Source organism: Streptococcus sp. DD11 (assembly GCF_001578865.1).
Taxonomy (GTDB): domain Bacteria; phylum Bacillota; class Bacilli; order Lactobacillales; family Streptococcaceae; genus Streptococcus; species Streptococcus panodentis.
The window spans coordinates 17,816-23,099 of the sequence record NZ_KQ969393.1 but is presented as its reverse complement, the minus strand read 5'-3'; the positions used below and the strand labels follow the sequence as shown (position 1 = coordinate 23,099).

At 47.5% G+C, this 5,284-nt stretch carries 5 protein-coding genes; all 5 read left to right on the top strand.

The window, feature by feature from the left end:
* Window positions 1-186 precede the first annotated feature (186 nt).
* The 5 genes from adhP to STRDD11_RS03390 all read left to right on the top strand — a co-directional run bounded on the left by adhP (window position 187) and on the right by STRDD11_RS03390 (window position 5,040).
* Complete coding sequence (gene adhP / locus STRDD11_RS03410; RefSeq protein WP_128835430.1) at window positions 187-1,206, top strand: alcohol dehydrogenase AdhP; 1,020 nt, start codon at window positions 187-189, stop codon at window positions 1,204-1,206.
* 481 nt (window positions 1,207-1,687) lie between these two features.
* Window positions 1,688-2,683: a PTS sugar transporter subunit IIB gene (locus tag STRDD11_RS03405; RefSeq protein ID WP_128835428.1), complete on the top strand. Its 996-nt coding sequence runs from the start codon at window positions 1,688-1,690 to the stop codon at window positions 2,681-2,683.
* Between the two features lie 40 nt (window positions 2,684-2,723).
* A complete protein-coding gene (locus STRDD11_RS03400; protein ID WP_128835426.1) occupies window positions 2,724-3,530 on the top strand; it encodes a PTS mannose/fructose/sorbose transporter subunit IIC in 807 nt (268 codons plus the stop codon).
* Between the two features lie 18 nt (window positions 3,531-3,548).
* Window positions 3,549-4,490: a PTS system mannose/fructose/sorbose family transporter subunit IID gene (locus STRDD11_RS03395; RefSeq protein WP_128835424.1), complete on the top strand. Its 942-nt coding sequence runs from the start codon at window positions 3,549-3,551 to the stop codon at window positions 4,488-4,490.
* A 175-nt stretch (window positions 4,491-4,665) separates the two neighbouring features.
* Window positions 4,666-5,040, top strand: coding sequence for a DUF956 family protein (locus tag STRDD11_RS03390; RefSeq protein ID WP_128835421.1), 375 nt, complete (start codon window positions 4,666-4,668; stop codon window positions 5,038-5,040).
* Window positions 5,041-5,284 lie beyond the last annotated feature (244 nt).

Sequence of the window (5,284 nt, the reverse complement as noted above, 5' to 3'; positions counted from 1 at the left end):
CCAAAAGATGCATCCCTCTGTGGGTGAGGACACAGCCATCATGGGAGTCTGTCCCTGCGTCCTATGGCTCTGGATAGAAAACCAGTTAAGCATCTTTTCAAAGAGTTTCTGTAAGCGTTTGCTCTTTGTTTGACTTTGTGATATAATTAACATAATCACATTTAGTACAACAGGAGGAAACTCATCATGAAAGCAGTTGTTGTAAATGCTCAAGGAAACGGAGTCGAAATTACTGAAAATAAGGAACTCCGGCCGCTCCAAACCGGCGAAGCGCTGGTTGAAATCGAATACTGCGGAGTCTGCCATACAGACCTGCATGTTGCTCACGGCGACTTCGGAAAGGTTCCGGGACGTGTTCTGGGACACGAAGGCATCGGCATTGTCAAAGAAATCGCAGCAGGTGTCACCAACCTCAAGATTGGCGATCGCGTCAGTGTCGCTTGGTTCTTCGAAGGCTGCGGCTGCTGTGAATACTGCACCACTGGCCGTGAGACTCTCTGCCGCTCTGTTAAAAATGCCGGTTATTCCGTTGACGGCGGTATGGCGGAGCAGTGTATCGTAAGGGCGGACTATGCAGTCAAGGTACCGGATGGACTGGATCCAGCTCAGGCTTCCTCCATTACCTGCGCCGGTGTCACAACCTACAAAGCCATTAAAGAAGCACAGCTGCAGCCCGGTCAGTGGATTGTTATTTACGGAGCCGGCGGACTGGGCAATCTGGCTGTACAGTATGCCAAGAAAGTTTTCAATGCCCATGTTGTTGCGGTAGATATCAATCCTGACAAATTGGCTTTGGCCAAGGAAGTCGGTGCCGATATAATCATCAACGGCAAGGAAACTGCGGATGTGCCGGGACTGATTCAGGAAAAGACAGGCGGTGCGCATTCTGCCGTGGTCACCGCTGTCTCCAAGGTTGCCTTTAACCAGGCTGTAGACTCTGTCCGGGCTGGAGGCCGTGTGGTGGCAGTCGGTCTGCCGTCCGAAATGATGGACCTCAGCATCGTCAAAACTGTTCTGGACGGCATTCAGGTCATCGGCTCCCTTGTGGGTACTCGGAAAGACTTGGAAGAAGCCTTTCAGTTCGGCGCTGAAGGCCTGGTCGTTCCAGTGGTCCAAAAACGCCCTCTTGCAGATGCTGTTCAAGTCTTTGATGAAATGCAGGCCGGTACCATTCAGGGCCGGATGGTACTGGACTTCACGAACTAAGCAGACCGCATTCCCAAGCTGGACGAAAGCTTGGGAATTTTTTAAAATCTCTATTCATGAAAATCTGGGGGCCTGTTCCCGTCAATCCAGGAAAAATTTGCAGAAATACCGCTAATCTTTCAAAAAGCTTGAAGCAAGTGTGACGGGGAAAGAGAAATTTTCCGAACAGATCTGCCAGACTGCAAACGAACATTTTTTCAAACAAATGCCTCTATTTCATACCTCAGGCATTTCTTTCAAATTATTTCATTTTCTTTCATATGTTAATCATCTAAATTTCGTTTTTTGGGTAGCTGGGCCAAAGAATTCTGCAAACAGCTTTTTGGCAAACCATGATTTTTCAGTATCTTGCCTCAGGCAGCTCATTTTGAAAGAATTTGATAAAATCGCTTGCATTTTTCATGAAAACGTTTTATAATAAACTTGCCTTAAAGTTTTCTTAAAACTTGAGTCAAACATTTTATAAGGAGGAAAAACAATAATGAGTATCGGAATCATTATTGCTAGCCATGGTGAATTTGCCGCTGGTATTCATCAGTCAGGTTCCATGATTTTCGGCGAGCAGGAAAAAGTTCAAGTTGTGACTTTCATGCCCCATGAAGGACCGGATGATTTATATGCCAAATTCAATGACGCTGTGGCTTCGTTTGACGCGGACGATGAGGTATTGGTCTTGGCTGACCTTTGGAGCGGTTCTCCGTTTAATCAGGCCAGCCGTGTCATGGGAGAAAATCCTGACCGCAAGTTCGCCATTATCACTGGTTTGAATCTGCCCATGCTGATTCAGGCCTATACAGAAAGGATGATGGATGCGAATGCCGGCGTCGATGCTGTCGTTGCCAATATCATCAAAGAAGCCAAGGAAGGCGTCAAAGCTCTTCCGGAAGAGCTCAACCCTGCTGAAGAATCAGCTGCAAGTGCTCCTGCTCCAGAAGCCGCGCCTCAGGCTGCTATTCCAGAAGGAACGGTCATCGGTGACGGCAAACTTAAAATCAACTTGGCTCGCTTGGACACACGACTCCTGCACGGTCAGGTTGCTACCAACTGGACTCCTGCATCGAAAGCAGACCGTATCATCGTTGCATCAGATGATGTTGCAAAGGATGAATTGCGTAAAGAATTGATCAAACAAGCGGCACCTAACGGTGTCAAAGCCAACGTTGTCCCTATTCAAAAACTGATTGATGCTTCTAAGGACCCCCGCTTTGGCAATACGCATGCACTGATCTTGTTTGAAACCGTCCAAGACGCCCTTCGGGCTGTTGAAGGCGGTGTTGAGATCAAGGAGCTGAACGTCGGCTCCATGGCTCACTCAACTGGAAAAACAATGGTGAACAACGTATTATCAATGGATAAAGATGACGTTGCTGCCTTTGAAAAGCTGCGTGATCTGGGCGTTTCATTTGACGTCCGCAAGGTACCAAATGATTCTAAGAAAGATTTGTTCGAGCTGATTAAAAAAGCCGATGTACAATAATCAGCTCTTTCTGCTTAGACTTTATGAAAGGATTTAGAATATGTCAATTATTTCTGCTATCTTGGTCGTAATTGTTGCCTTCCTTGCTGGTCTTGAAGGTATCCTCGACCAATTCCAATTCCACCAACCGCTCGTTGCTTGTACTCTGATCGGTGCAGCAACTGGTAATCTCACTGCAGGCGTTATGCTTGGTGGTTCCCTGCAAATGATTGCCCTCGCCTGGGCCAACATCGGTGCAGCCGTTGCTCCCGATGCTGCTCTCGCTTCTGTAGCCGCTGCCATCATTATGGTTAAGGGCGGAAACTTCTCTCAAGAAGGTATCGGTGTTGCGACTGCGACAGCTATTCCCCTTGCCGTTGCCGGCCTCTTCCTGACCATGCTGGTGCGTACTGCTTCTGTTGCGCTGGTTCACACTGCTGATAAGGCCGCCGAACACGGCAACATTGCAGGTGTGGAGCGCGCTCACTATTTTGCCCTCCTTCTCCAAGGACTGCGTATCGCGGTTCCTGCTGCTCTCCTGCTGGCTATCCCTGCCAAATCAGTCCAAGGCGCTCTTAGCATGATGCCAGACTGGCTCAACCACGGTATGGTTGTCGGCGGCGGTATGGTCGTAGCCGTTGGTTATGCCATGGTTATCAATATGATGGCAACCCGTGAAGTTTGGCCATTCTTCGCCATCGGTTTTGCTCTGGCAGCTGTCAGCGAACTGACCCTGATCGCCCTTGGTGCGATTGGTGTTGCTCTTGCCTTCATCTACCTCAATCTCTCTAAACAAGGCGGCGGTAATGGCGGCGGAACCTCTTCAGGTTCAGGCGACCCAATTGGCGATATCTTAGAAGATTACTAGGAAAGGAGCTAGACTATCATGACAGAATTGAATACTGTAAAACCTGAAGAATCAGGAAAAGTAGCTCTTACCAAGTCTGACCGTCAAAAGGTTTGGTGGCGCTCGCAATTCCTGCAAGGTTCATGGAACTATGAACGGATGCAAAACCTGGGCTGGGCTTACTCCCTGATTCCAGCTATCAAAAAACTCTACACTAAAAAAGAAGATCAAGCTGCCGCTCTTCAACGCCACTTGGAATTCTTCAATACCCACCCATACGTTGCAGCTCCTATCATGGGGGTAACCTTGGCCCTGGAAGAAGAAAAAGCCAATGGTACAGAGATTGAAGACGCTGCTATCCAAGGGGTGAAAATCGGGATGATGGGACCTCTGGCCGGTATCGGTGACCCTGTCTTCTGGTTCACTGTACGTCCTATCCTCGGAGCTCTCGGTGCATCCTTGGCTGCATCTGGTAACATCGCAGGTCCGCTCATCTTCTTCATTGGCTGGAACCTGATCCGGATGGCCTTCCTCTGGTATACTCAAGAGCTTGGTTATCGTGCTGGTTCAGAAATCACCAAGGACATGTCCGGCGGTATCCTGAAAGACATCACCAAAGGCGCTTCTATCCTCGGTATGTTTATCTTGGCCGTATTGGTCGAACGCTGGGTATCCATCGTCTTCACTGTCAATCTTCCTGGTAAGATTTTGTCTGAAGGTGCTTATATCAAATGGCCTAAAGGCGCTGTCAATGGAGAACAATTAAAAACCATCCTCGGTCAGGTTCAGGAAGGGCTGAGCTTTGATAAGATTCAAGTTGACACCCTCCAAGGCCAGCTGAATTCCCTCATCCCTGGTCTTATGGGACTGCTTTTGACCTTCTTCTGTATGTGGCTGCTGAAGAAGAAAGTATCACCAATCACCATCATTATCGGACTCTTTATAGTCGGTATCATTGCAAGCTACTTCAGTATTATGTAAGCAAAAAGAAGGTTTCGGCCTTCTTTTTATCGTCAGTTAGTTTATCTTTTATTCCGTCCTTAACTCGCCTTGCCGTACCCCAGTGCGGCCTGCGGCTCGTTGCCTAGTACTAAAAGCAAACTAAAAGACTATATTGTGGTATAATAGAGACAGTTTTTATGATAAAGGAGCAGCTATGGCACAGTCTTTAAATAAATCAGTTGAATTTCAAACTACAGGCGTTTCCTACATGGCCATTGGCGGAAAAGTGGGGAAATTTTTAATCGGAGATGAAGCAATTGAATTTTATCCCGATGTCAATGTAGAACAATTCATTCAAATTCCATGGACAGCCATCAAGCAGATTGGGGCCAATGTCTCCGGCCGGCGGGTCAGCCGTCACTTTGAAATCTTTACCGACCAAGGCAAGTTTCTCTTTGCCTCCAAGGACTCAGGGAAAATCCTCAAAATTGCCCGGGAGCATCTCGGCAATGACAAGGTGGTCAAGCTGCCGACCCTGGTCCAGACTATCGGGAAAAAGTTTAAAAATTTGTTTGCAAAAAAGTCATAATTTTTGTATAATCGTATCAACGGATAAGTACTATTGGACGCTTTTCAGAAAGTCTGCGGCGGCTGTGAGCAGATAGGGGGAAAATAGGAAATTCTACCGTTAGCATAAAAATGAATAATCAATCAAGCGCACACCTGTGAAGTTGGATGGAACCGCGGCCCTGCCGTTCCAACACTTTTCATGGGCGTGCTTTTCTTTTGGAGGTACTATGTTAGATTTAAAACGCATTCGGACAGACTTTGAT